This is a genomic window from Nocardia sp. NPDC004415, assembly GCF_053602435.1.
The window spans coordinates 58,777-78,061 of the sequence record NZ_JBSGDP010000006.1; the positions used below are offsets into that span (position 1 = coordinate 58,777).

Annotated in this window: 18 protein-coding genes; 8 read left to right on the top strand and 10 right to left on the bottom strand. The window is 70.7% G+C overall.

Going from position 1 to position 19,285, the window contains the following annotated elements:
• Window positions 1–31: 31 nt before the first annotated feature.
• The 4 genes from ACWEMY_RS04620 to ACWEMY_RS04635 are packed head-to-tail and all read right to left on the bottom strand — an operon-like array spanning window position 32 to window position 4,286.
• Window positions 32–901, bottom strand: coding sequence for a short-chain dehydrogenase/reductase (locus ACWEMY_RS04620; protein ID WP_452388885.1), 870 nt, complete (start codon window positions 899–901; stop codon window positions 32–34).
• The gene (locus ACWEMY_RS04625) at window positions 898–2,355 is read right to left on the bottom strand and encodes a flavin-containing monooxygenase (RefSeq protein ID WP_452388886.1); all 1,458 of its coding nucleotides are present in this window, start codon (window positions 2,353–2,355) and stop codon (window positions 898–900) included. Before ACWEMY_RS04625 ends, ACWEMY_RS04620 begins: the two co-directional genes overlap by 4 nt.
• 21 nt (window positions 2,356–2,376) lie before the next feature.
• The gene (locus ACWEMY_RS04630; protein WP_452388887.1) at window positions 2,377–3,408 is read right to left on the bottom strand and encodes a PDR/VanB family oxidoreductase; all 1,032 of its coding nucleotides are present in this window, start codon (window positions 3,406–3,408) and stop codon (window positions 2,377–2,379) included.
• Window positions 3,405–4,286, bottom strand: a complete 882-nt coding sequence (locus ACWEMY_RS04635; protein ID WP_375927681.1) for a metal-dependent hydrolase — start codon at window positions 4,284–4,286, stop codon at window positions 3,405–3,407. Before ACWEMY_RS04635 ends, ACWEMY_RS04630 begins: the two co-directional genes overlap by 4 nt.
• A 68-nt stretch (window positions 4,287–4,354) precedes the next feature.
• Here ACWEMY_RS04635 and ACWEMY_RS04640 point away from each other — a divergent pair, with 68 nt between their 5' ends.
• The 4 genes from ACWEMY_RS04640 (at window position 4,355) to ACWEMY_RS04655 (ending at window position 7,026) form a co-directional block, all read left to right on the top strand.
• On the top strand, window positions 4,355–4,966 hold the full coding sequence (locus ACWEMY_RS04640; RefSeq protein ID WP_452388888.1) for a TetR/AcrR family transcriptional regulator: 612 nt from the start codon (window positions 4,355–4,357) through the stop codon (window positions 4,964–4,966).
• A 148-nt stretch (window positions 4,967–5,114) separates the two neighbouring features.
• Window positions 5,115–5,735: a hypothetical protein gene (locus ACWEMY_RS04645; RefSeq protein WP_452388889.1), complete on the top strand. Its 621-nt coding sequence runs from the start codon at window positions 5,115–5,117 to the stop codon at window positions 5,733–5,735.
• A 67-nt stretch (window positions 5,736–5,802) separates the two neighbouring features.
• A complete protein-coding gene (locus ACWEMY_RS04650) occupies window positions 5,803–6,438 on the top strand; it encodes a TetR/AcrR family transcriptional regulator (protein WP_452388890.1) in 636 nt (211 codons plus the stop codon).
• A 132-nt stretch (window positions 6,439–6,570) separates the two neighbouring features.
• Complete coding sequence (locus ACWEMY_RS04655; protein ID WP_452388891.1) at window positions 6,571–7,026, top strand: hypothetical protein; 456 nt, start codon at window positions 6,571–6,573, stop codon at window positions 7,024–7,026.
• A 54-nt stretch (window positions 7,027–7,080) separates the two neighbouring features.
• On the opposite strand, the gene ACWEMY_RS04660 is transcribed toward ACWEMY_RS04655, so the two are convergent.
• Window positions 7,081–8,241, bottom strand: coding sequence for an acyl-CoA dehydrogenase family protein (locus ACWEMY_RS04660; RefSeq protein ID WP_452388892.1), 1,161 nt, complete (start codon window positions 8,239–8,241; stop codon window positions 7,081–7,083).
• Window positions 8,242–8,428: 187 nt separating this feature from the next.
• Between ACWEMY_RS04660 and ACWEMY_RS04665 the strand changes: the two genes are divergently transcribed.
• Genes ACWEMY_RS04665 through mmsB form a run of 4 tightly spaced genes read left to right on the top strand, consistent with a single transcriptional unit; the run spans window position 8,429 to window position 13,029 of the window.
• The gene (locus ACWEMY_RS04665) at window positions 8,429–9,928 is read left to right on the top strand and encodes a CoA-acylating methylmalonate-semialdehyde dehydrogenase (protein WP_452388893.1); all 1,500 of its coding nucleotides are present in this window, start codon (window positions 8,429–8,431) and stop codon (window positions 9,926–9,928) included.
• 7 nt (window positions 9,929–9,935) lie between these two features.
• Complete coding sequence (locus ACWEMY_RS04670) at window positions 9,936–11,075, top strand: acyl-CoA dehydrogenase family protein (protein WP_452388894.1); 1,140 nt, start codon at window positions 9,936–9,938, stop codon at window positions 11,073–11,075.
• Complete coding sequence (locus ACWEMY_RS04675; protein ID WP_452388895.1) at window positions 11,072–12,142, top strand: enoyl-CoA hydratase/isomerase family protein; 1,071 nt, start codon at window positions 11,072–11,074, stop codon at window positions 12,140–12,142. Before ACWEMY_RS04670 ends, ACWEMY_RS04675 begins: the two co-directional genes overlap by 4 nt.
• A complete protein-coding gene (gene mmsB, locus ACWEMY_RS04680) occupies window positions 12,139–13,029 on the top strand; it encodes a 3-hydroxyisobutyrate dehydrogenase (RefSeq protein WP_452388896.1) in 891 nt (296 codons plus the stop codon). Before ACWEMY_RS04675 ends, mmsB begins: the two co-directional genes overlap by 4 nt.
• A 21-nt stretch (window positions 13,030–13,050) precedes the next feature.
• Here the strand turns inward: mmsB and ACWEMY_RS04685 are convergent, their stop codons facing one another.
• The 5 genes from ACWEMY_RS04685 to ACWEMY_RS04705 all read right to left on the bottom strand — a co-directional run bounded on the left by ACWEMY_RS04685 (window position 13,051) and on the right by ACWEMY_RS04705 (window position 19,283).
• The gene (locus tag ACWEMY_RS04685) at window positions 13,051–13,308 is read right to left on the bottom strand and encodes a hypothetical protein (protein ID WP_375927663.1); all 258 of its coding nucleotides are present in this window, start codon (window positions 13,306–13,308) and stop codon (window positions 13,051–13,053) included.
• Between the two features lie 75 nt (window positions 13,309–13,383).
• On the bottom strand, window positions 13,384–15,867 hold the full coding sequence (gene pepN / locus ACWEMY_RS04690) for an aminopeptidase N (RefSeq protein WP_452388897.1): 2,484 nt from the start codon (window positions 15,865–15,867) through the stop codon (window positions 13,384–13,386).
• Window positions 15,849–17,498 (bottom strand): ABC transporter ATP-binding protein, encoded by a 1,650-nt coding sequence (locus ACWEMY_RS04695; RefSeq protein ID WP_452388898.1) that lies wholly within the window; start codon window positions 17,496–17,498, stop codon window positions 15,849–15,851. The genes pepN and ACWEMY_RS04695 overlap by 19 nt, the downstream gene beginning before the upstream one ends.
• On the bottom strand, window positions 17,491–18,315 hold the full coding sequence (locus ACWEMY_RS04700; protein ID WP_452388899.1) for an ABC transporter permease: 825 nt from the start codon (window positions 18,313–18,315) through the stop codon (window positions 17,491–17,493). The genes ACWEMY_RS04695 and ACWEMY_RS04700 overlap by 8 nt, the downstream gene beginning before the upstream one ends.
• On the bottom strand, window positions 18,312–19,283 hold the full coding sequence (locus tag ACWEMY_RS04705; RefSeq protein WP_452388900.1) for an ABC transporter permease: 972 nt from the start codon (window positions 19,281–19,283) through the stop codon (window positions 18,312–18,314). The genes ACWEMY_RS04700 and ACWEMY_RS04705 overlap by 4 nt, the downstream gene beginning before the upstream one ends.
• Window positions 19,284–19,285 lie beyond the last annotated feature (2 nt).

Below are 19,285 nucleotides of genomic sequence, written 5' to 3' on the forward strand. Positions count from 1 at the left end.
GCCGCGGTGCGTGATCCGCCGCGGGTTTCCGTCATGTGCGGCTCTCGATGGCCCGCACGAGCTCGTGGACGCGCGGATCGGCGGCGAGCCTGCTGTCGAGGACGACATTGATCGCCCCGCGCAGCAGCGCGTACGGCTCCCAGCCGCGCGGCGCGATCGTGCGGGGCGCACGCCGGGCGATGCCGTCGGCGATGGTGCGGGCCGCGTGCGCGGCGCTGATCCGCACGTCCAGGGGCCAGGGCAGCAGGCTGTCGAGTTCGCGGCCGAGGTCGTCGGCGTCGAGCATGTCGTGGGTCATGGCGGTGTCGACGATGCCGAAATAGGCCACGCCCGCGCTCGCGCCGCTCGCGGCCAGTTCCACGCGCAGCGCGCGGCCCAGCTGCTCGACGGCGGCCTTGGTGAGCATGTACGGCGAACCGCCCATCCCCGGCGCGAAGGCCGCGCACGAGGACACCACCACGACATGCCCGCGGCGGCGCACGATGTGGTCGAGGACCGGGTGCACGGTGTTGAACACCCCGGTCAGATTGATGGCCACGACCCGGTCGAAGTCGGCGGGGTTCATGGTGCGCAGGGTCGCGGGGACCGGGGTCACCCCCGCATTGGCCACCACCACGTCGAGGCGGCCGAAGCGCTCGATCACCTCCGCCACGGCGGCGCTCATCCCGGCCCGGTCGGCCACATCGGCGCCGATCCCGTGCGCGGTGGTGCCGAGTTCGTAGGCGGTGCGCTCGGCGGCCACCGCGTCGATGTCGACCAGGGCGAGCAGGGCTCCCCGGGCGGACAGGACCCGGGCGAGTTCCCGGCCGATGCCCTGGCCCGCGCCGGTCACCAGCACGACCTTGCCGCGCACGGGGTAGGGATCGCCGGTCCGGCGGCCCGGCAGGGACAGCCCCATCATGCGGACACCTCGTAGTTCGCGGCGTCGAATCGCCGGGTGCGGCGGCGATATTCGAAGCTCCAGTTCGGGTACAGACCGGCATTGCCGCCCTCGGCCGTGGTGTAGTAGCTCTCGCAGCCGCCGGTGAGCCAGACCGTGTCGGCGCTGCGGGTGCGCATCTCGTCGACGAACTCGTCCTGCACCCGCTCCCGCACCTCCACCCGGTGCTGCCCGGTGGCGCGCAGGGTGCTCAGCGCGTCGACGATGTAGGCGATCTGGGATTCGATCATGTAGATCGCCGACTGGTTCCCCGCGGCGCCGAACGGTCCGAGCGTGCAGAAGAAGTTGGGGAAACCGGCGACGGCGGCGCCCAGATAGGTCTGCGGGCGTTCGGCGTACAGTTCGGCGATGGAGCGTCCGTCGCGGCCGGTGATGCGTTCGAACGCGGTGGGCAGCGAGGTGAATCCGGTGCCGTAGATGATGGTGTCGACCGGGATCTCCGCGCCCGCGGTGGTGCGGATCGAATGCGGCCGGACCTCGGCGATGCCGTCGGTCACCACCTCGACATTGTCCTGGTCGAGGGCGGGCAGATACGCGTCGGAGAAGATCGCGCGTTTGCAGCCGATCATGTAGTCGGGGGTCACAGTGGCGCGCAGGCCCGGATCGGTGACCTGACGACGCAGCTGCAGCCGCCCCAGCAACTCGTAGGGGTGCCGGAAGCGGTTGTCTACGAACCCGACCAGCCCGAAGCCCTCGATCAGGGTGTACCAGGTGCCCCGAATCGCCTTCTGCGCCAGTGGCAGACGCCGCAGCAGCAGGCGTTCGAGGCCGAGGGTGCGCCGGTCCATGCGCGGCACGATCCACGGCGCCGAGCGCTGGAACACCGTGAGCGAGTCGACCTTCGGCTGGATCTCCGGGATGAACTGCACCGCCGAGGCGCCGGTGCCGATCACCGCGACACGTTCACCGGTCAGCTCGTGGCTGTGGTCCCAGTGCAGGGAGTGGAAGGTCTTGCCCGCGAAGGTCTCCAGACCGGGCAGTGACGGGTATTTGGCCTCGGCGAAGATGCCCGCGGCGGACAGGAAATAGTCGGCGGTCAGGGTGCCGCGCGAGGTCTCGATGCGCCAGCGGGTGTGCTCGTCGTCCCAGCGGGCGTCGAGGAGTTCGGTGCCCAGGCGCAGGTGCCGCACGATGTCGTGACGTTCGGCGACGGTGCGCAGATAGTTCAGTATCTCGGGCTGTTTGCCGTAGGTGCGTGACCAGTCGGGGTTGGGGGCGAAGGAGTAGCTGTAGAGCTGAGAGGGGACGTCGCAGGCGCAACCCGGGTAGGTGTTGGCCTGCCAGGTGCCGCCGAGTTCGTCGGCGCGGTCGAGGACGACGATGTCGTCGAAGCCCGCCTCGCGGAGCTTGATCGTCAGGCCGAGGCCGCCGAAACCGGCGCCGAGCACGACGATGTGCCTGTGTTCTGTGGTCATGGGGGACCGGGCCTTTCGCGGTCAGAGGTCCAGCGTGAGCGCGTCGCCCGCGGCGCGGGAAACGCAGGTGAGCAGGTGGTCGGCCCGCTCGGTGGGCAGCAGCAGCCGGTCGCGATGGTCGACGGCGCCGTCGAGGACGCGGGTTCGGCAGGTGCCGCAGAAGCCCTGGCGGCACGAGTAGACGACATCGGGTCGCACCCGCCGGATCGCGTCGAGCGCGGTCTCGGTGCCGCTCACCCGCACGGTGTCACCGCTGCGGGCCAGGGTGATGTCGAAGGCGCGGCCGTCGCTCACCGGGCGCGCCGAGAACAGTTCGGTGTGCAGCGAAGCGGCCGGGTTCGTGGTGAACAGCGTGCGCTGAGCGAGCTCCAGGACCGGGGGAGGACCGCAGACGTACACCGCGGCACCCGGTGCGGCGGTGGCGAGCAGGGCGGGGATATCGGGTGTGCCGGTCTCGTCGTCCGGCCGGATGTCGGTGCCTGCCGGGACCTCACCGAGGAACGGCATGCTCTGCCGGGAACGGCCCAGATACACCAGGTGGCCCCGGCTGCCGGCCGCGCGGGCCATGGGCAGGATCGGCGTGATGCCGATGCCCGCGGCCACGAACAGGTACGACGGCGCCGAACCGACGAAGGTGAACGCGTTGCGCGGGCCGCGCAGCCGCAGCGGGTCACCGGCGCGGAGGGTGTGCATCTCCACGGAGCCACCGTCACCGTCGGTGATGCGGCGGACCGCGATGCGGTAGCGGTACCGGTCATCCGGATCGCCGCACAGCGAGTACTGACGCTGACGCCCCGACGGCAGGAACACATCGAGATGCGACCCCGGCCGCCACGCGGGCAGCGGCCCACCTCCGGCGCGGCGCAGGCGCACGCTCACCACGTCCTCGGCCTCGACCCGCACCGACTCGACCACCGCGTCGATGTCGAACCCGGTGCGCCGCACCGGATGTGGTGGCGACAGCGACGGCCGGGTGAACACCTTCTTGTAGGCGTCGACGGCGACGCCGAGCGCACGCACGCTGCGGGGCGCGGTCACGGCGGGCCCGCTCACCCGCGCGCCGCCGGCGAATGCGCCAGATAGCGCAGCGCGTTGTCCATCGAACCCAGCTGGGAGGGATGGAAACCCGGCCGCAGATAGCGCGGCATCTCGGTGACGAAGGTCGTGAAACTCGGGATGACCCCGCGCACGGTGGCGCTCACGAACTGCCGGGCCCAGGACCGTCCCTTGTCCGGGCTCGGATCCTTGCGATAGAGATAGGCCGTCGAGATCACGAACAGCGGCAGCAATGTGCCACTGGCGAGCAGCCCGGTGCGCACCCGGCGGGCGTAACCGCCGTCGACGTGCATGTACGCGTCGAACACCACACTGCGATGCTCGACCTCTTCCGCGCCGTGCCAGCGCACCAGATCCAGCATCGCCGGGTCCATCCCGAGCTCGGCGAGCACCTCCGATTCCAGCAGCCACTCGCCGATGACGGCGGTGAAATGCTCCATCCCCGCGAACAAGCCGAGCCGTTCTTTGAGCCACTGCTCCTTCGCGCGCCCGGTCAGCCCCTGATCGCCCAGTACCCGATCCACCAGCCAGGCCACTGCCGAGACATAGGACTCCACATCGAGCCCGATCGACTGCAGGTGCCTGCGCGCGCCCTCGTGACTGCTGGCGTGCATGGACTCCTGCCCGATGAAACCGGTGACCTCCTCCCGCAGCCGCTCGTCGTCGATATAGGGCAGAGCCTCGGCCAGGCAGGCGGCCATCGCCCGTTCCCCTTCGGGCAGGACCAGATGCATCACATTGGTGACGTGCGTGGCCAGCACTTCCCCGGGGATGTAGTGCAGGGGCACCGACGAGAAGTCGAAATGCACATCCCGCGCCTGAATCGCGTGCGCTTCTTCCTGATAGGAGCGCGCCGTTGCACTGTTATCAGCCATGCACCGACCGTACAGTGCAACAAAAAGTATCGCAATGTTGCATTCGGCCGGCCTGCTACGGTCGTGGGGTGCTGTCCACCGCCGCCACCTCGGGTGATTCGCCCACCGCCGACTCCGTCGAAGAACGCATTCTCGACGCCGCGCTCGTGCAGTTCGAGCGGGTCGGCGTGCGCAAGACGACGATCGAGGACATCGCCAGGGCCGCCGACGTCGACCGCGCCACCGTCTACCGCCGGATCGGTTCCCGCGACGACGTGGTCCGCGCGGCCTTCGGGCGCGAGGTGCGCAGGCTGCTCGCCGACCTCAAGGAGATCCCGGCCCGCCACGACACCTTCGACGACATCGTCGTGGACGTGTTCACCACCGTCATCACCCGCTGGCGCTCGCACGCCCTGGTCGAGCGGCTGCTCACCCTGGAAGCCGACCGCATCCTGCCCCAGCTCACCGTCGACGGCGCCACCTTCTTCCTCCTCTCGGTCTCGGCGTCCACCGAGATCCTCGCGAAAGTCCTGGAAGACAACAGATTCCCCGACATCCCCGACCTCACCGCCCGCGTCGAGGTGGTGTGCCGGGTGGTCCATTCGCTGATCCTGCAACCCGTCGGCACCCTCGACACCGGATCCCCCGAAGCTCTCGCGGCCTACGCCCGCGCCCACATCGTGCCGATCCTCACCCGCTGACCGACGCCGTCACGGTTGGGCCACGACGCGACCGGGTGTCCGGTTTGTCCTTGGTGCTCACTGAGCGCCTCGGTAGATTCGGCAACCGGCGGCGAACGGGTGGCATGCGCGAGGGTCGCGCTGGCCGTCACGGCGGAAGGTGGACCGGATGGACACCGAGCATCTCCGGGCAGGTGCCTCGACAGCGCTGGCGCTGGTCGCACTGTCGGCGGCAACCCTGACCGGCGCCGGTGCGGCGGCCGCGCAGACCGGCGGCATCCGGCTCGTCGGCGAGGCGCACGGCGACTGCACGGCGACGATCACCCTCACCAATCACACCAATTCGACGTTCTACCAGCCCGACTGGTGGTTCGCCGAGGAGGGCGACCCGGCCATGGTCGACGCCCTGACCTTGCCGGAGACCATGCCCTTCCCGTGGCGGGCGGTCTCGGGTATCCCATGGCCGATGGCGCGGTGGGTGGGCTCCCCGGCGTTGCACTCCGGCGTCGCGGAGGGGATACCGACCTTCCCCGGCGCGCGCTACAACACCAATGCGCAGCCCGACGGCTTCGTGACGACCGGGACGATCGATCTGCGCGCGGCCGAGAACGCGCCCCCGGCCGCGGCGGACGGCACCCTGACCATCTACTTCCGGGTGAAGAGCGGACCGGTCACCGGGGATCAGCTGCGGACCCCGCAGGAACTGGTCGTGAACGGTTGCGCCGGTGGCGGCGGTGGCTCCGCAGACTGGGGCTCGGTCGACTTCGGCTCGGTGACCCCCGGTAGCTGAGGGTTGACCACCCCGGGTTTGCCCACCCTTGTGCAAGCGTGCGATGGTGGGAGGTGAAAGGAAAACTGTGACTGCGACTACACCTCCCCTCACCGCGACCCTCGGCCCGCGCGCCCTGGCCAACCGGCAGCGCATCGTCGCCGTCGCCGGGGACGAGCTGCGGCGCAATCCCTCGGCGAGCATGGAGGACATCGCCGCGGCCGCGGGCATGGTCCGTCGGACGCTCTACGGGCACTTCCCGACGCGTGAGGCGCTCATCGACGGCATGCTCGACGAAGCCTTCGAGCAGGTCGGGCGGGCGCTGGACCACGTCGACACCGGGCAGCCGCCCGCGGTGGTGGTGGCCGATCTGGCCGTCACGCTGTGGGCGGTCGGCGACGAATTCTGCCTGCTCCTGCGCCTGGACGAGGCGTCGTCACGGGCGCGCGCGGCCGACCGGCTCGCCCCGGTGCGCGGCCTGGTGGTCACCCTCGTCGAGGACGGTCAGGCCGACGGCACCTTCGCCGATCACCTGCCACCCGCCGCGGTGGCCCGCGTGCTTACAGCGCTGGTGCTCGAGCTGCTGAACGCGCGCGACAACGGGGAATGGGACAGCGCCGACCCGGCCAGGGACGCGGCCAGGGCCTGCCTGATCGCCGCCGGTGTCGACCGGGTCACCGCGGCCGGAATCGCCCTCACCGTGGCGGAGAAGCACCGCCGCTGACGCTCGTCGAGCGCGGGATGTGAGTCCCGGCACGATACCCCTCCAATCACTTGCACGCCTTTGTGCAAGAGGCGTACTTTCACACCTGGGTGCAATTGCACGCAGGTGTGAAAGAAGCCGAAGGAGTTCGAGATGACCAGTCAGGTGGCAGATGTTCGGATGACCTACGCGACCCGGCCTTCCGTCGGCCGGGCGCCCGTCGAGATGCCCGCCGCGGCGCTGCGTGGCATCGGTGCGGTGCGCGTGCTTTTCGGTCTCGTCGCGTTCGGCGCGCTGTTCGCGGGATTCGACGCGGGCACCGGCATGGCCGTGCCCGTCCTCGCGGTGGTCGGCGCCGTCTCGGTGCTGCAGGGTCTGGCCACGGTGGTGGCCACGCCGCGGCTGCTGCGCGACGACCGCGCCGTGCTCTCCTCGGTCGCCGCCGACGCGGTGCTGGTGGTCCTCGGCGTGGCCGCGCTGATGGTGGGCTGGGACCAGTTCACCGTCGCCGGAGCGGCGGTCGTGCTCGGCGGCGCCGTGATCGCGGCACTGTCGGCCGTGGCGGTGGCCGTGGTCACCGCGCTGGCCGAGGGTCGCTCGGCGGCCTGAGCGAAGACGCCGACGGCGCCACCGGAATCCCGGTGGCGCCGTTCGTCGTTCCGGTCAGAGGAAGCGGGCGATGAGATCCTTCATGACCTCGTTGGCGCCCGCGTAGATGCGGGAGATGCGCCCGTCGGCCCACATCCGGGCGATCGGGTACTCCTCCATGTAGCCGTACCCGCCGTGCAGCTGGACGCAGCGGTCGATCACCTGGGTCTGCTGTTCGGTGGTCCAGTACTTGACCATGGCGGCGGTCTTCACATCGAGCACGCCGCGCAGGTGCTTGTCGACGGCGGCGTCTACGAAGGTGCGGACCACCTCGGCGACGGTGGCGCACTCGGCCAGCTCGAAACGGGTGTTCTGCATGGCGAACAGCGGCTTGCCGAAGGCGGTGCGCTGCTTGACGTAGTCGAGGGTCTCGGCCACCGCGGTCTCGATGGCGGCCGCCGCGGCCACGCCGCAGATCAGCCGCTCCTGCGGCAACTGCTGCATGAGCTGGACGAAACCCTGGCCCTCGGCGGTGCCGAGCAGATTGGCCTTGGGTACGCGCAGCCCGTCGAAGAACAGTTCGGTGGTGTCCTGGCCCTTCTGGCCGATCTTCTTCAGCAGCCTGCCGCGCTCGAAGCCCGGGGTGTCGTCGGAGACCTCGGCGACCACCAGTGACACGCCCTTGGCGCCCTGTGCGGGGTCGGTCTTGACCGCGATGATGAGCAGATCGCAGTTGCGGCCGTTGGAGATGAACGTCTTCGCGCCGGTGATCAGGTAGTCGTCGCCGTCCTCGATCGCCTTGGTGGCGATGTTCTGCAGGTCCGAGCCGGTGCCGGGCTCGGTCATCGCGATGGCGCCGATCCATTCGCCCGAGGCCAGTTTCGGCAGCCAGCGCCGCTTGTTGTCCTCCGAGGCGTAGGCCAGCAGGTAGTGCGGGACGATGCCGGTGTGCACGCCGAGCTGCATCGAGGAATCGCCGCCGCGGACCTGCTCGGTGAACAGCACCGCCTCGTGCGCGAAGGTGCCACCCCCACCGCCGTACTCCTCGGGCACCGACATGCACAGCAGGCCCAGCGCACCGGCCTGGCGATAGACCTCACGGCTGGGGTAGCCCTGCGCGGCGAACTCCTCGCGATGCGGCGCGACGGTCTCGGCGAAGAAGGTGCGGGCCAGTGCGGCCAGGTCCTGCAGCTCCGAGCCGGCGGCGCTGCCGGGCTCGGTGTCGACGGTGCTCATCGGGATCTCCTCATTGTGGATGGACGTGGCACCAGAATGGCGATGCTGTTGGCGAGATGTCAATAGCTGGATCGGGTGATTGACAAGAAGCCGGTGGTGCGCGATCGTATCCGTTGGTTGGACATCCAACTATCGGACCACCTCCGACCCTTGTGCGCCGCGCGCACACCCGACGAACAGGACTTTGATGGTTCGCGAACTGACGCATTTCCTCGGCGGAACCCACGTCCAGGGCACCTCGGGTGCCTTCGGTGACGTGTTCGACCCCAACCTCGGCCGGGTGCAGGCCCGGGTGCCGCTGGCGAACGCGGCCGAGGTCGAGGCGGCCATCGCCGACGCGGCCGCGGCGCAGCCGGTGTGGGCGGCGTTCAACCCGCAGAAGCGCGCCAGGGTGCTGATGAAGTTCCTGACCCTGGTCAACGACGAGATCGACAGCCTGGCCGCGCTGCTGTCCTCCGAACACGGCAAGACCCTCGCCGACGCCAAGGGCGACATCCAGCGCGGCCTCGAGGTGATCGAGTTCGCGGTGGGTATCCCGCACCTGCTCAAGGGCGAGTACACCGAGAGCGCGGGCACCGGCATCGACGTGTACTCGATGCGCCAGCCGCTCGGTGTCGTCGCGGGCATCACCCCGTTCAACTTCCCGGCCATGATCCCGCTGTGGAAGGCCGGTCCGGCGCTGGCCTGCGGCAACGCGTTCGTGCTCAAGCCCTCCGAACGCGATCCCTCGGTGCCGCTGCGGCTGGCCGAGCTGTTCGTCGAGGCGGGTCTGCCGCCGGGGGTGTTCAACGTGGTCAACGGCGGCAAGGAGGCCGTGGACACGATCCTGCGCGACCCGCGGATCAAGGCCGTCGGCTTCGTCGGCTCGACCCCGATCGCGCAGTACATCTACGAGACCGCGACCGCCAACGGCAAGCGCGCCCAGTGTTTCGGCGGCGCCAAGAACCACGCGATCGTGATGCCCGACGCCGACCTCGACGATGTCGCCGAGCAGCTCGTCGGCGCGGCCTACGGCTCGGCCGGTGAGCGGTGCATGGCGCTGTCGGTGGCCGTGCCCGTGGGTGAGGAGACCGCGGACCGGCTGGTCGAGAAGCTGACCGAGAAGGTCCGCAAGCTGAATGTGGGCCGCTCCGACGACTCCGGTGCCGATTTCGGCCCGCTGGTCGGCGCCGACGGCGTGGACCGGGTCAACGGCTACGTGCAGATCGGCATCGACGAGGGCGCCGAGCTGGTGGTGGACGGCCGCGGGCTGACCGTCGACGGCGCCGAGGACGGCTTCTTCGTCGGCGCGAGCCTGTTCGACAAGGTCACCGCCGACATGCGGATCTACCAGGAGGAGATCTTCGGCCCCGTCCTCACCGTGGTCAGGGCCGGCGACTACGAGCAGGCGCTGCGCCTGGTCGACGAGCACCAGTACGGCAACGGCGTCGCGATCTTCACCCGCGACGGCGACACCGCCCGCGATTTCTCCTCCCGCGTGCAGGTCGGCATGGTCGGGGTGAACGTGCCGATCCCGGTGCCGATCGCCTACTTCACCTTCGGCGGCTGGAAGGGCTCGGGCTTCGGCGACCTCAACCAGCACGGCCCGGACTCGATCCGCTTCTACACCAAGACCAAGACGGTGACCCAGCGCTGGCCCGCCGGGCTCAAGGAGTCCAACGCCTTCGTCATCCCGACGATGGACTGAGGCGGCCATGTTCACTCTCGATGCCGACGAACGCGCGATCGGCGACACCGCCCGCCAGTTCGCCGACGAGTTCCTCGCGCCGAACGCGCTGGAATGGGATGAGCACAAGCACTTTCCGGTCGACGTGCTGCGCAAGGCGGGCCCGGTCGGCTTCGGCGGGATCTGCGTGCGCGAGGAGGTGGGCGGCTCCGCGCTGCGCCGCCTGGACGCCGTGCGCATCTTCGAACAGCTCTCGACCGGGTGTCCCGCCGTGGCGGCCTACATCTCGATCCACAACATGGCCGCCTGGATGATCGACGCCTACGGCACCGACCAGCAGCGGCACCGCTGGCTACCGGGGATGTCGTCGATGGAACTGCTGGGCAGCTACGCGCTCACCGAGCCCGGCGTCGGCTCCGACGCGGCGGCCCTGAGCACCAGGGCCGTGCGTGACGGCGAGGACTACGTGCTCACCGGCGCCAAGCAGTTCATCTCCGGCGCGGGCGCCAACGACGTGTACGTGATGATGGTCCGCACCGGCCAGGACGGGCCACGGGGCATCTCGGCGCTGATCGTGCCCGCCGACACCCCCGGCCTGACCGTCGGCCCGAACGAACGCAAGATGGGCTGGAACGCCCAGCCCACCCGGCAGGTCGTGCTCGACGGTGCCCGCGTGCCCGTGGCGAACCTGCTCGGCGAGGAGGGCACGGGTTTCTCCATCGCGATGCACGGGCTCAACGGCGGCAGGCTCAATATCGCGGCCTGCTCGGTCGGTGGCGCGCAGGCCGCGCTGGACAAGACCGTCGGCTATCTCGCGCAACGGCACGCCTTCGGCAAGGCGCTGGCCCGCAACGAGGCCCTGCAGTTCGAGCTGGCCGACATGCGTACCGAGCTCGAGGCGGCGCGTACGCTGCTGTGGCGCGCCGCCGCGGCCCTGGACGCGGACGCCGCCGACAAGGTGGAACTGTGCGCGATGGCCAAGCGGTTCGCCACCGATGTCGGCTTCGAGGTGGCGAACAAAGCCTTGCAGCTGCACGGTGGCTACGGCTATCTGCACGAATACGGCCTGGAGAAGATCGTGCGTGACCTGCGGGTTCACCAGATCCTCGAGGGCACCAACGAAATCATGCGAGTGGTCGTGGCCCGCTCGCTGACAGGAGCGGCATGACCGACGAACCCGAAGTGCTGATCACCGTCTCCGACGGGCTCGGCCGCATCACCCTCAACCGGCCCCGCGCCATCAACGCCCTGAATCATCCGATGGCACTGGCGATCCTGGACGCGTTGCGGGCCTGGGCCGACGACGACGCGGTGCGCGCGGTGGTGGTCACCGGTGCCGGGGAGCGGGGGCTGTGCGCGGGCGGCGACATCGTCGCCATCCACGCCGACGCGAAGACCGGCACGGCCGGTGCCTCGTCGCCGACCGGGAAGTTCTGGCGCGACGAGTACATCCTCAACGACCTCATCGGCCGCTTCCCGAAGCCGTACGTGGTGATCATGGACGGGCTGGTCATGGGCGGTGGTGTCGGCCTGTCGGCGCACGGCAGCCATCGCATCGTCACCGAACGCTCGCGCATCGGCATGCCCGAGGTCGGGATCGGGTTCGTCCCCGATGTGGGCGGCACCTACCTGCTCGCGCGCACCCCAGGCGAGATCGGCACCCACGTCGCCCTGACCACCGCCCGGATGAGCGCCGGTGACGCCATCGCCGCCGGTTTCGCCGACCACTACGTGCCCGCCGACTCGGTGCCGGAGCTGCTGGACACCCTGCGCACCGAGACCGTCGAGGCCGCCATCGCGAAGTTCGCCCAGCAGGCCCCGGCCTCGGAACTGGACGCGCAGCGCGGCTGGATCGACACCTGCTACCGCGCGGACACCGTCGAGGAGATCGTGGCCGCCCTGCAGGCCGAGGGCTCGCCCGAAGCGGCGGCCGCCGCGCGGGACATCCTCGCCAAATCGCCGGTGGCGCTGAAGGTCACGCTGCGGGCCCTGCGCGCCGCCCGCGAACTCGACAGCCTCGAGGACACCCTGCGCCAGGAGTACCGGGTCTCGATCGCCTCGCTGGGCTCGCACGACCTGGTCGAAGGCATCCGCGCCCAGGTCATCGACAAGGACCGGGAGCCGAAGTGGCGGCCCGCCACCCTCGCCGAGGTCTCCGATCAGCGGGTCACGGCCTATTTCGCCGCGCTCGGACCGGCCGAACTGGATGTCACCACCCCGGAGGCACAGGTATGACGAACAAGACGATCGGTTTCCTCGGGCTCGGCCACATGGGCGCGCCCATGGCGGCCAATCTGGTCGCGGCGGGCCACGACGTACTCGCCTTCGACCCGGTCCCCGCCGCCCGGGACCAGGCCCGGGCCGACGGTGCCACCGTGGTCGCCACCGCCGCCGAGGCGGCGCGGGACCGCGATGTCGTGATCACCATGCTGCCCAACGGCAAGCTGGTGCTCGACGTCTACACCGAGCTGCTCCCGGCCGCCCGGCCGGGCACGCTGTTCATCGACTGCTCCACCATCGATGTCGCCGACGCCAAAGCCGCCGCGCGACAGGTGGTCTCGGCCGGGCATCGCCCCCTCGACGCGCCGGTCTCCGGCGGTGTCGCCGGGGCGACCGCGGGCACGCTGACCTTCATGGTCGGTGGCGCGGCCGCCGATTTCGCCGACGGGCTCGCGGTGCTCGAGGTGATGGGCGGCAAGGTGGTGCACTGCGGGGAAGCCGGCGTGGGCCAGGCCGCCAAGATCTGCAACAACATGCTGCTCGGCATCTCCATGATCGGTCTGTCCGAGGCGCTGGTGCTGGGGGAGCGGCTGGGCCTGAGCCATCAGTCGTTCTTCGATGTGGTGTCCACCGCCTCCGGGCAGAGCTGGGCGCTGACCAGCTACTGCCCGGTGCCCGGACCGGTGCCCGCCAGCCCGGCCAACAACGACTATCAGCCCGGTTTCGCGACCGCGCTGATGTCGAAGGATCTCACCCTGGCCGCGAACGCGTTGCGCGCCAACGGCATCGACGGGCAGCTCGGTGAGCTGGCGGCGGCGATCTACGAACGCTTCAACCAGACCGACGCGGGCCGGGACTTCTCGGCCATCGTCGCCGATATCCGGGACCGCTCCGGCGAGTAGTTCCCGGCCGGGCCGCGCCGCTCAGGCTCCCATGAGCCCGATATTGCTGTCGAGCAGCGCGGCCTGCTCGGCCAGGGCCCGGTCGTCGGGCGGATCGCCGACCTGGCCGAGGAGATCGGCACGGGTGACGACCACCAGTCCGCCGTCGCCGACATCGGGACCGGTCCTGACCTCGACATGGCCTTCGGTGAGGACCAGGCGCGCGTCGGCGGAGGTCGTGTTGATCAGGCGATGCAGCAGGGCGCTGGTGATGGTCTGCCCTGCGGGATTCTCGGTCATGATCGGGTCACTTTCGTCGTGGCGATCGTTCGAGCCGGGGGTCGGCCGGTGTCATCGCGTTCAGCATACGCGCGGCTACCGGCCCGCCTCCCGCTCGCGCACCCGCAGCGCGCGGGCCAGGTGGTCGCGCTGTTCGATCACCAAGCGGCGCAGCGCGCCCGGTGCGTCGGTGTTCGCCGCGAGCCAGCTGTCCACGTCGTCGAGCGTGTCGGCGGCGGGGAACAGGCCCAGGACGATGCGGCGGGCGATCTCGATACTGCGCTGATCCCAGACCTCGCCCAGCGCGGCGAAGTAGCCGCTGTCGTAGCGGGCGATCAGATCGCGGCGGTCGGCGGCCCGGAATCCGGCGATCTCGGCGTCGAGGTGATCGTTGGTCAGGGTCGTGTCGCGCAAGACCGCGTCCCAGGAGGCCGCTTTGACCGCGGGTTCGGGGCGGGCGGCGAGGGCGCGGCGGTGCGCGGTGCGGCCCGAGGCGGTGTCGTCGTGGCTCAGCTCGGCGTCCAGGTCGGCCGCGCTAGCGTGGCCGGTGGCGGCCAGGGCCGTCCACAGTGACCAGCGCAGGTCCGGGTCCAGCGCCAGTCCGTCGGGGGCGGGCTGCTCACCCAGCAGCAGGGCACGGATCTCGGGGGCGCGCGCGGCGTCGGCGGTGGCGGCGCTCGCGGTCGCACGGGCCAGCGCGAGCTGCGCCCCGGAGCCCGGAGCCGCGGAAGACAGGGCGTTCCAGCAGGATTCGAGCCATTCGGCCTGCCATCGGCGCTGGGCCTCGGCGGGCAGATAGTGCGCGATGGCGAAGGACGCGTTGGCCAGTACGGCCGACAGCAGCGCGGTGTTCGGTTCGGCCGGGGCGAAGTCGCGGGCCATGCGCAGATAGCGGTCGACCGGGAGTTCGGCGTCGCGGGTGGCGTTCCACAGCGCCGACCAGATGAGGCCGCGGGCCAGCGGGTCGGTGACCCGGTCGAGCGATTGCTGGACGGTGTCCAGTGAGGCGGCGTCGAGGCGGACCTTGGCGTAGGTGAGGTCACCGTCGTTGAGCAGCCGCAGGGGCGCGGGGGCGAGGTCGATCGGGGTGCGTTCGTCGACGAGGTCGAGTTCCACCCGTTCGCGGCGCACCAGATCGCCCGCGTCGTCGAAGTCGTAGAGACCCACGGCCAGGCGGTGCGGGCGCGGGTCGGTCTGCACGACGGCGTCGCCGTCGACGGTGAGGGTGGACATGCCGGTGGTCTGCAGCCAGGCGGCGGCCCAGCCGGTCAGATCGCGCCCCGATTCCGCCGACAGCTCGGTGAGCAGGTCGGCGAGGGTGGTGTTGCCGAAGGCGTTGGTACGGAAATAGCGGCGGGCTCCGGCGAAGAACTCCGCACGGCCCACGTAGGCGACCAGCTGCTTGAGTACGCCGGCGCCCTTGGCGTAGGTGATGCCGTCGAAATTGAGCTTGGCCGCTTCGAGATCGGTGATGTCGGCGACGATCGGGTGCGTGGTGGGCAGCTGGTCCTGCGAATACGCCCACGCCTTGCGGCGATCGGCGAACGCGACCCAGGCGTCGGTCCACTCGGTGGCCTCGGCAGCGGCCAGCGCGCCCATGTAGTCGGCGAAGGATTCCTTGAGCCACAGGTCGTCCCACCACACCATGGTGACCAGGTCGCCGAACCACATGTGTGCCATCTCGTGCAGGATCGTGTTCGCCCTGGCCTCGTACTGGGCGGCGGTGGCCGCGCCACGGAACACGTACGCCTCGGTGAAGGTGACCAGGCCGGGGTTCTCCATCGCTCCGAGGTTGTACTCGGGGACGAAGATCTGGTCGTACTTGCCCCACGGGTACGGGTAGTCGAAGGCGTCGGCGAAGAAGTCCAGGCCCTGTTTCGTCACCGTGAGGACGGTGTCGGCATCGAGGTGCCGGGCCAGCGAGGCGCGGCAGAGCACACCGAGCTCGACGGTGAGATCGTCACGCGTCCACGAGGATTCGACGCGGTGGTACGGTCCCGCCGCGATGGCGGTGAGGTAGGTGGAGATCGGCAGGGTGGGGGAGAACTCGACGCGCTGATCCGCGCCGAGGGCTTCCACCGTGGCGGCGGGCCGGTTCGACAGCACCTCCCAGCCTGCCGGCGCGGTGACGACGAAGGTGAACGGCGCCTTCATATCCGGCTGCTCGAAGCAGGCGAAGACGCGGCGCGCGTCGGCGGGCTCGTACTGGGTGTAGAGGTAGGTGGCGCCGTCGACGGGGTCGAGGAAACGGTGCAGGCCCTCGCCGGAACGGCTGTAGGCGGCGGTGGCGCGCACGGTGACCTCGTTGGTGTCGGCCAGGCCGTCGAGCGTCAGGCGCGCGCCGTCGTAGTCGACGGCGACGGCGCGGCCGTTGAGGGTCACCGAGTCGACGGCGAGGCCGAGGAAATCGAGCCAGGTGCGGGTCGTGGTGGCGTCGAATCGCACCGTGGTGACGGTGGTGAAGCCGGGACGGTCCTGGTCGGGCGCGCCCGAGAGGTCCAGTTCCACCCGGTAGTCGCCGACGGTGACCGCGGCCGATCGCGCGGCGGTCTCGGAGCGGGTCAGGTTCGCGGTATCCACGCCTCGATCCTGCCAGCCGTGGCGGTTTCGCGGTCGGTGACCGGTGCGAGTCCGGCCAGGATCGGGGCCACCGGCGGCGACCGCACTTCGTCCGGGGTGCTGATCTCGGTGACGCGCCCGCCGTCCACGACGGCGATCCGGTCGGCGCGGGCGAACAGTCCGGGCAGATCGTGGCTGATGAGCAGGACCGCGGCGCCGGTGTGCTGCCGGTAGTCGTCGAGGTGGTCCAGAATCGTCTGCGCCAGCGCCAGATCCAGCGCGGTGGTGATCTCGTCGCACACGAGCACACGCGGGTGCGCGGTGAGTGCTCTGGCCAGGGCGGCGCGCTGGAGCTGGCCGCCGGAGAGCCCGGCCGGGTGACGGTGTGCCTGGTCGGCGTCGAGATCGAGGGCGCGCAGCAGCTCGAGCGCTTCGTCGCGTGCGTCGGTACGGCGGAGTCCCCGGAGCCGGACCGCGGTGGCCGCGACCTGGTCGAGGACCGGTCGGCGCGGGTCGAACGAGGCCGCCGATTCCTGCCAGACGTATTGCACGGCGGCGATCTGGGCCCGCGCCCGGCGGCGCAGCGGCGGCAGTGGCTGGTCATCGAGCCGGATCTCGCCGCGATCGGGCGGCACGAGCCCGGCGATACAGCGGCCGATCGTGGACTTGCCCGCACCCGAGCGCCCGATCACGCCGAGCAGTTCGCCGTGGCGCAGGTCGAGGTCGATCGCGGTGAGCGTCGGCGAATTCCGATGTGACACCGATACTTCGCGCAGCCGCAGCGCGGGCCCGGTCGGCGCGGTCGACGGGCCGGGATCGGAACGGGTGACCGCGTCGACGCGCGAGCCGTGCCGCGTCGAGCCGCCACGTCCGCGACCGCCCGCCGTGGTTCTCGCGATCCGCGGTGGTGCCGAATCGGTCGCCGAGGGTGGACCGCTCCGTTCGGGCGGCGCCGGGTCGCGGGGGAGGTCGCCGACGGCCGACATCCGCCCGTTGCGTACGAAGAGCACACGGTCGCTGAGGGTTTCGGCGGCACGTGCGTCGTGGGTGACGAGCACGATCGCGGTGCCCGCCCGTCGCAGTCCGTCCAGGCCCGACAACAGGGCGGCGCGGGCGATCGGGTCGAGCCCGACGGTCGGTTCGTCCACCACGAGGATGCCGGGGTCGAAGGTCAGCACCTGGGCCAGGGCCAGCCGGGCGCGCTCACCGCCGGAGAACTCGAACGGGTACTTGCGCAGGAGCGCGTCGAGCCCGTCCGGGTCGACGGTGAAGGCGGCGGCCGCCAGGATCGCGGCGAGCCGGTCGCGGCGGTCCGCGCGGCCGGGCCGGGGGAAGCCGTGGCGGCGTGCGCGCAACCGGTCGAGCTCGGTGAGGGCGGTGCCGATGCGGCGGGCCGGATTCAGGGTCGCGGCGGCGTCCTGCGGGAGGTAGCCGACCCGCAGCCCGTCGCGGCGGTCGATGCTGCCGGAGACGGTGAGCCCGGCGGCGGTGCTGTCCGCGAGGGCGGTGGCGAGGGTGGTCTTGCCCGCGCCCGACGGGCCGAACAGGGTCACGATCTCCGCGGCACGGATGTCGAGGTCCACCGCGTCGACGAGCACGGATTTGCCCGCGGTGATCCGCAGATCACGCACGCGGAGCAGCGGTTCAGACATCACGGCCCGTCCCCGCCATCCGGCGCGCCGACAGGGTGCGCGGGTCGGCGAGCAGATCGTCACAGAGCAGATTGATCCCCACGATGAGCAGCACGATCAGCCCGGCGGGCAGCGCGACCGACCACGGCGCGATGGTCAGCGCGTCCTTGTTGGCCGCGACGGACACGGCCCAGTCGGTGGAGGTGGTGTCGAAACCGAGGCCGAGGAAATTGGCCGAGGCCAGGAAGTACACGGCGGCGGTGAAGCGCAGTGCCAGGTCGGCGGCGATCGGGCGGGCGAGCGTGCCGACGGCGTAGTTGCCGTAGCGGAACGCCCGAGACTCGCCCTGCATCCGCAGCGCGTCCATGACCGGACCGCGCACGGTGCCGCGCGCCGCCATCCGGACGAACCGGGTGATCGGCGCGAGCAGCGCGAACCCGATCGCACACGCGATGGCGACCGCCGAACCACGCGTGCGCAGCGCGGCCACCATGATGATCAGCAGCGACGGCAGGCACAGCAGCACATCCATCGGCCGCATGAGCAGTTCGTCGACCCAGGCGCGCGGAGTCGCCGCCGCGGCCAGACCGATCATCGAACCCACCAGGTACGCGACGAGCACGGTGACGGCGGCGACCAGCAGGAAGGTCCGCCCGCCGGTGAGCGCGGCGGCCAGGACGTCGCGACCGAGCCGGTCGGTCCCGAACGGCGACCACTGCGACGGGCCGAACGGCGCCTGCCGGTGTCGCGGCGCCCACCGGGCGAACACCGGCCCCACGAAGGCCACGAGCAGCGGCACCAGCACACAGCTCAGGTAGATCGCGCGGCGCGGCGTCATCGGCTCGCTCCCTCGGCCGATCGCGGGACCATGCGCTGCCCGGCGATATCGATGACGGTGTTGATCGCGATGGCGACCACCCCGGTGATCGCCACGATGGCCAGGATCACCGGGTCGTCGCGATTGCCGATGGCGCCGATGAGCGCCGAGGCGATCCCGGGCACCACGAACACTGCCTCCACGATGAGCACACCCGAGAGCAGGCCGTCGCCGGTGCGACCCAATTCCTGCATGGCGGGCGCGAGTGCATTGGGTGCCACATGGCGGGTAAGCAGCGACAGCCTGCCGACCCCGAGGCGGCGCGCCTGGGCGATATAGGGCTGGTCGAACACGTCGACGACTCCGGCGCGCACGAGACGGGCCAGCGGCGCCGCGACCCGGGCGACCATCACGATCAGCGGCAGCACCAGGTATTCCGGCCGGTCGAGCAGGTCGTCGAGGTCGGTGCCGAGGAAGGTGGCTGGCAGCAGATCCAGCTCGAGCGCGACATAGCTGACCAGCAGCACCGCCAGCACGAAATCGGGGATCGAGTCGAGGGCGATCCCGATGGTGGTGACGATCCGGTCGCACCAGGACCCCGGCCGCAACCCGGCGGCGAACCCCGCCGTGACGGCCACCGGGATCAGCAGCACCACCGCCAGCACGGCCAGCAGCGCGGTGGTGCGCAACGGATCGGCGATCACGCTGGTGACGCTGTGCCCGTTGGCATACGAGACCCCGAAATCGCCGGTGAGCGCCCCGCCGAGCCAGTGCCCGAACCGCTCGACCGGTGCCACGTCGAGTCCCATCAGCTCGCGCGCGGCCGCCCGCTGCTCCGCGCCGAGCACATCGTTGCTCTGCACGTCCGCCGCGTCGCCGGGCATCAGCAGCGACAGCACGAACACCAGCACCACCAGCACGAACAGCTGCCCGGCCCCGATGACGGTACGGCGCAGCAGAAACCGGGCGAACGGGGTGGACTCGCGCACCG

Coding starts and splice junctions, on each gene's coding strand:
- ACWEMY_RS04635 (WP_375927681.1), bottom strand. CDS start 4,286: ATGGCTGATAACAGTGCAACGGCGCGCTCCTATCAGGAAGAAGCGCAC.
- ACWEMY_RS04655 (WP_452388891.1), top strand. CDS start 6,571: ATGACCAGTCAGGTGGCAGATGTTCGGATGACCTACGCGACCCGGCCT.
- ACWEMY_RS04660 (WP_452388892.1), bottom strand. CDS start 8,241: ATGAGCACCGTCGACACCGAGCCCGGCAGCGCCGCCGGCTCGGAGCTG.
- ACWEMY_RS04625 (WP_452388886.1), bottom strand. CDS start 2,355: ATGACCACAGAACACAGGCACATCGTCGTGCTCGGCGCCGGTTTCGGC.
- mmsB (WP_452388896.1), top strand. CDS start 12,139: ATGACGAACAAGACGATCGGTTTCCTCGGGCTCGGCCACATGGGCGCG.
- ACWEMY_RS04695 (WP_452388898.1), bottom strand. CDS start 17,498: ATGTCTGAACCGCTGCTCCGCGTGCGTGATCTGCGGATCACCGCGGGC.
- ACWEMY_RS04645 (WP_452388889.1), top strand. CDS start 5,115: ATGGACACCGAGCATCTCCGGGCAGGTGCCTCGACAGCGCTGGCGCTG.
- ACWEMY_RS04700 (WP_452388899.1), bottom strand. CDS start 18,315: ATGACGCCGCGCCGCGCGATCTACCTGAGCTGTGTGCTGGTGCCGCTG.
- ACWEMY_RS04665 (WP_452388893.1), top strand. CDS start 8,429: ATGGTTCGCGAACTGACGCATTTCCTCGGCGGAACCCACGTCCAGGGC.
- ACWEMY_RS04670 (WP_452388894.1), top strand. CDS start 9,936: ATGTTCACTCTCGATGCCGACGAACGCGCGATCGGCGACACCGCCCGC.
- ACWEMY_RS04685 (WP_375927663.1), bottom strand. CDS start 13,308: ATGACCGAGAATCCCGCAGGGCAGACCATCACCAGCGCCCTGCTGCAT.
- ACWEMY_RS04675 (WP_452388895.1), top strand. CDS start 11,072: ATGACCGACGAACCCGAAGTGCTGATCACCGTCTCCGACGGGCTCGGC.
- ACWEMY_RS04620 (WP_452388885.1), bottom strand. CDS start 901: ATGATGGGGCTGTCCCTGCCGGGCCGCCGGACCGGCGATCCCTACCCC.